This window comes from Isoptericola hypogeus (assembly GCF_039531145.1).
Lineage (GTDB): Bacteria > Actinomycetota > Actinomycetes > Actinomycetales > Cellulomonadaceae > Isoptericola > Isoptericola hypogeus.
Map to the genome: position 1 here is coordinate 1,425,214 of NZ_BAAAPM010000003.1, position 4,132 is coordinate 1,429,345.

Genomic DNA, 4,132 nt, shown 5'->3' on the forward strand with positions numbered 1-4,132 from the left:
ACTGCCGCGCCGATCCCGCCCCGCACGGGGCTGGAGGTCGTGACGCCCGGGGCGCAGGCGCTGGTGCAGGACCTCGGCCGGCCCGGGCTCGCGCACCTCGGGGTGTCCACGTCCGGCGCGGCGGACCCGCGCAGCATGCGCGCCGCCAACCGGGCCGTCGGCAACCCGGCGGGCGCCGCGGTCCTGGAGGCCGTCGGCGGGGGGCTGCGGCTGCGCGCCCGCGGGACCGTCGTCGTCGCGCTCGCCGGAGCCGACGCGGGCGCCGTCGTGCACCCGGCCGGGGTCGAAGGTGCGCGGGCCGGCGGTGCGCCGAAGGCCCGTGCGTTCCGGCTGGCCGACGGCGACGAGCTCGCCCTCGGTGCCCCCGCCCGCGGGCTGCGCACCTACGTCGCCGTGCGCGGCGGGCTCGACGTCACGCCGGTGCTGGGCTCGGCGTCGACGGACGTCCTCGCCGGGCTCGGCCCGGCCCCCCTGTCCCCCGCCGCCCTCCTACGTTGTGAGCATGATTTTGGCCCCCTTCGGAGTTCCGAAGGGGGCCAAAATCATGCTCACAACGATCCGGGCGGGGCAGGGGCGGGGGCGGTGGCGGCGGGGGACGTCGGGGCGCCGGACCCGGCGGCGCTGCCCGCGCCCGGCGAGGTCACGACGCTCCCGCTCCTGCTCGGCCCGCACGACGACTGGTTCTCGCACGCCGCCGTCGCGCTGCTGCACGACCAGGCGTGGGAGGTCACGATGCGCTCCGACCGGGTGGGGCTGCGTCTCGCCGGCGCGCGGCCGCTGGAGCGCGCGACGTCGGCCCGCGACCTCGAGCTGCCGAGCGAGGGCTGCGTGACCGGCGCGCTGCAGGTGCCGCCCGACGGGCAGCCCGTGCTGTTCGGCCCAGACCACCCGCTCACGGGCGGCTACCCGGTGGTCGGCGCCGTCCCGTCGACCCACCTGTGGCTGCTGGGCCAGCTCCCGCCGGGGGCGCTGCTGCGCTTCGTCCCGCGCCGGCTCAGCACGTGAGGGTCTCGCCCTCGGCGGGACGCCGGTACCTGTCGGCGCCGAGCACCGCGGTCAGGACGTTGTCGACGAGCTGCCTGCCGCCCGGGCTCAGGATGCCGTCGTGGATCGGCAGCACCGTGGCGCCCGCGTGGGCGCGGGCGAAGTCGATCGCCTCGGCGAGCTTGAGCCACGGGGCCGCGACGGGCAGCAGCACCTCGACGGCGCCCGGGTCGGGCGCGGTCGCGAACGAGTCGCCGGCGTGCAGGATGACGCCGTCCGGCCCGGCGGACGACGCAGGGCCCGGCGGTTCGCGCCCGCCGGGACCTGCGTCGTCGTGCAGCGCGACTCAGGCGCGCGTGGTGGCCTCCGCCAGCTCGCGCTCGCCCTGCGCGGCGTCGTCCTGAGCGGCGTCGTCCTGCGCGGCCGGGGCGTCCGCCGCGGTCTGCTCGGCGTCGGCCTCGTCGTCGAACAGGTCCTCCGCCGACGCGGCGCGGTACTGCTCGAGGTCGAGCAGCCCCTCGCGCTTGGCGACGATGGTCGGGACCAGCGTCTGGCCGGCGACGTTCACCGCGGTGCGGCCCATGTCGAGGATCGGGTCGACGGCGAGCAGCAGGCCCACGCCCGCGAGCGGCAGGCCGAGCGTCGACAGCGTGAGCGTCAGCATGACCATGGCCCCGGTGAGGCCGGCCGTCGCGGCCGAGCCCACGACCGACACGAACGCGATCAGCAGGTAGTCGGTGATCGACAGGTCGATCCCGAAGATCTGGGCGACGAAGATCGCGGAGATCGCCGGGTAGATCGAGGCGCAGCCGTCCATCTTGGTCGTGGCGGCCAGCGGCACGGCGAACGACGCGTACTCGCTCGGGACACCGAGGTTCCGCTCCGTCACGCGCTGCGTCACGGGCAGCGTGCCGATCGACGAGCGCGACACGAACGCGAGCTGGATGGCGGGCCAGGCGCCCCGGAACCAGGAGACGACACCGAGGCCGTTGGCCCGCAGCAGCACCGGGTAGACGACGAACAGCACCAGCGCGAGACCCACGTAGATCGCGAGCGAGAACGACGCGAGCGAGCGCAGCGACTCCCACCCGTAGGTGGCGACCGCGTTGCCGATGAGGCCCATGGTGCCCAGCGGCGCCAGCCGGATGATCCACCAGAGCACCTTCTGCACGATGGCGAGGGCGGACCGGTTGAACGCCAGGAACGGGTCGGCCTTCGCGCCGGACTTCAGCGCCGCGATGCCGATGACGAGCGCGACCACGAGGATCTGCAGCACGTTGAAGCTGATGCCGGTGTCGGCGGTGAACGTCCCGTCGGCGGCGGCCTCGACGTCGGTCGAGGCCCCGAGGCCGAGCACGTTCGTCGGGATGAGCCCGTTCAGGAAGTCGAGCCAGGTGCCGGTGCTCGACGGCTCGGCCGCCTCGGCGGTGGTCAGGGTCGTGTTGTGGCCCGGCTGGAAGACCAGGCCCAGGCCGATGCCGATCGCCACGGAGATCGCCGCGGTGATGGCGAACCAGAGCAGCGTCTGGCCGGCGAGGCGGGCCGCGTTGGTGACGGTCCGCAGGTTCGCGATCGACGCGACGATCGCCGTGAAGATCAGCGGCGGCACGATCGCCCGGAGCAGGGTGACGAACGACGAGCCGATGGTGTCGAGCGTCGTCGTCAGGCCGTTGGGGGTCTCGCCGTCGGCCTGGGGGCCGATCGCGAGGGCGGCCCAGCCGAGCAGCACGCCGAGCGCGAGGCCCAGGAGGATCTGGACCGAGAAGGAGGGGAAGCGAAGACCCTTGCGGGCGCGGGCTTCCGCGCCGGGGATCTTCGCCGTGGAGGTGCGGGACACGAGGGAACCTTTCGGCTCGGGTGCCGGGACGGCACCGGTGGGAGGACGGCGGTGGTCGCTCGCAGGCGGACTGCCGCGTCCGGGAAGGACGCGGGTGCACGGGGCACGAGCCTGCGGGGGGACGCGGGCACGAGGGCGGTCGAGGGGCGCCCGGAGGGCACGACGGGTTCGCTCGTGGCGGCGTCGGGGGTGCTGCGCCGTCGGCGTCGACGGCGGTCAGCGAGGGGTCAGCGACAGAGCGCGCTGGCGACGCGACGGAAGTCGACGTCGAGGCGCGCGGTGAGGTGGTTCCTCACGGGGACGCTGACGGCCACAGGTGCTCCAGGCAGGATCGGGATCGGGGTGATCGGTCGACCGAATGATCGACATGATCGATCGCAGGCATCGAACCCACGAATTCGGAACCTTAACAGGGACGCGGCGCGGTGCCCAAGAGCGTGTGAGCCACCTCATGACGGCCGTACCGTCGGCGGGTGACCTCCGCTCCCCTGCCCCACGACCCCCTCTGGCCCCGCGCCGGCGGCTGGCCCGCGCCCGACGACGGGCCGGGCGCCGACCTCGCGCTGCTCGGCGTCCCGACCTGGCGCACGTCGCTCTCGCCGACCGGGGCGCACGCCACGCCCGCCGCGGTGCGCGACGCGCTGCGCCGGTACAGCCCGGCGCTGGTCTCCGGTCCGAGTGGACCCGTCGACCTCGGCGCGCTCGCCCTCGTCGACCACGGGGACGTGCCGGAGCCGGACGGCGACGAGGGCGAGGCGCGCACGCGCGCGGCCGTGGCGGCAGCGCTGGAGCGGGCGACGGCGCTGGTGGCGCTGGGCGGGGACAACTCGCTCACCGTCGCCACGGCGCTCGGCGCCTGGGGCGACGACCTCCCCACCGCGGGGCTCGTCACCCTCGACGCCCACTACGACCTGCGCGACGGCGTCTCCAACGGGTCGCCGGTGCGACGGCTGGTCGAGGCGGGCCTGGACCCGGAGCGGGTCGTGCAGATCGGCATCGCCGACTTCGCGAACTCCGCCGCGTACGCACGCCGGGCCCGGGACCTGGGGATCACCGTCGTCACGGTGGACGAGCTGCGACGGCGGGGCGCGGGGTCGCTGGACGACGTCGTGGGTGAGGCGCTCGAGATCGCCGGCGCCGCGGGCGGCCCCGTGCACCTCGACGTCGACGTGGATGTCTGCGACCGATCCGTCGCGCCGGGCTGCCCGGCGAGCGTCCCCGGCGGTCTGGCCGCGTGGGAGCTGCGCACGCTCGTGCGCGCCGCGGCGTCCGACCCGCGCGTGCGGTCCGTCGACCTCGCGGAGGTCGACG

The 4,132-nt window shown here is 75.4% G+C and carries 4 protein-coding genes; 2 read left to right on the forward strand and 2 right to left on the reverse strand.

Features of this window, described 5'->3' with window-relative positions:
• Nucleotides 1-1,005, forward strand: a 1,005-nt coding sequence (locus tag ABD254_RS08695) for a 5-oxoprolinase subunit C family protein (RefSeq protein ID WP_344247608.1), incomplete at its 5' end; no start/stop codon positions are given.
• Here the strand turns inward: ABD254_RS08695 and ABD254_RS08700 are convergent.
• Nucleotides 995-1,198 (reverse strand): hypothetical protein, encoded by a 204-nt coding sequence (locus ABD254_RS08700; RefSeq protein ID WP_344247610.1) that lies wholly within the window; start codon nt 1,196-1,198, stop codon nt 995-997. The genes ABD254_RS08695 and ABD254_RS08700 overlap by 11 nt on opposite strands.
• A gap of 132 nt (nt 1,199-1,330) precedes the next feature.
• Entirely contained in the window at nt 1,331-2,821 is a 1,491-nt protein-coding gene (locus ABD254_RS08705; RefSeq protein WP_425553690.1) for a dicarboxylate/amino acid:cation symporter, read from the reverse strand.
• Between the two features lie 473 nt (nt 2,822-3,294).
• Between ABD254_RS08705 and ABD254_RS08710 the strand changes: the two genes are divergently transcribed.
• Nucleotides 3,295-4,132: arginase family protein (locus ABD254_RS08710; RefSeq protein WP_344247612.1), on the forward strand; the 838-nt coding region annotated here is incomplete at its 3' end.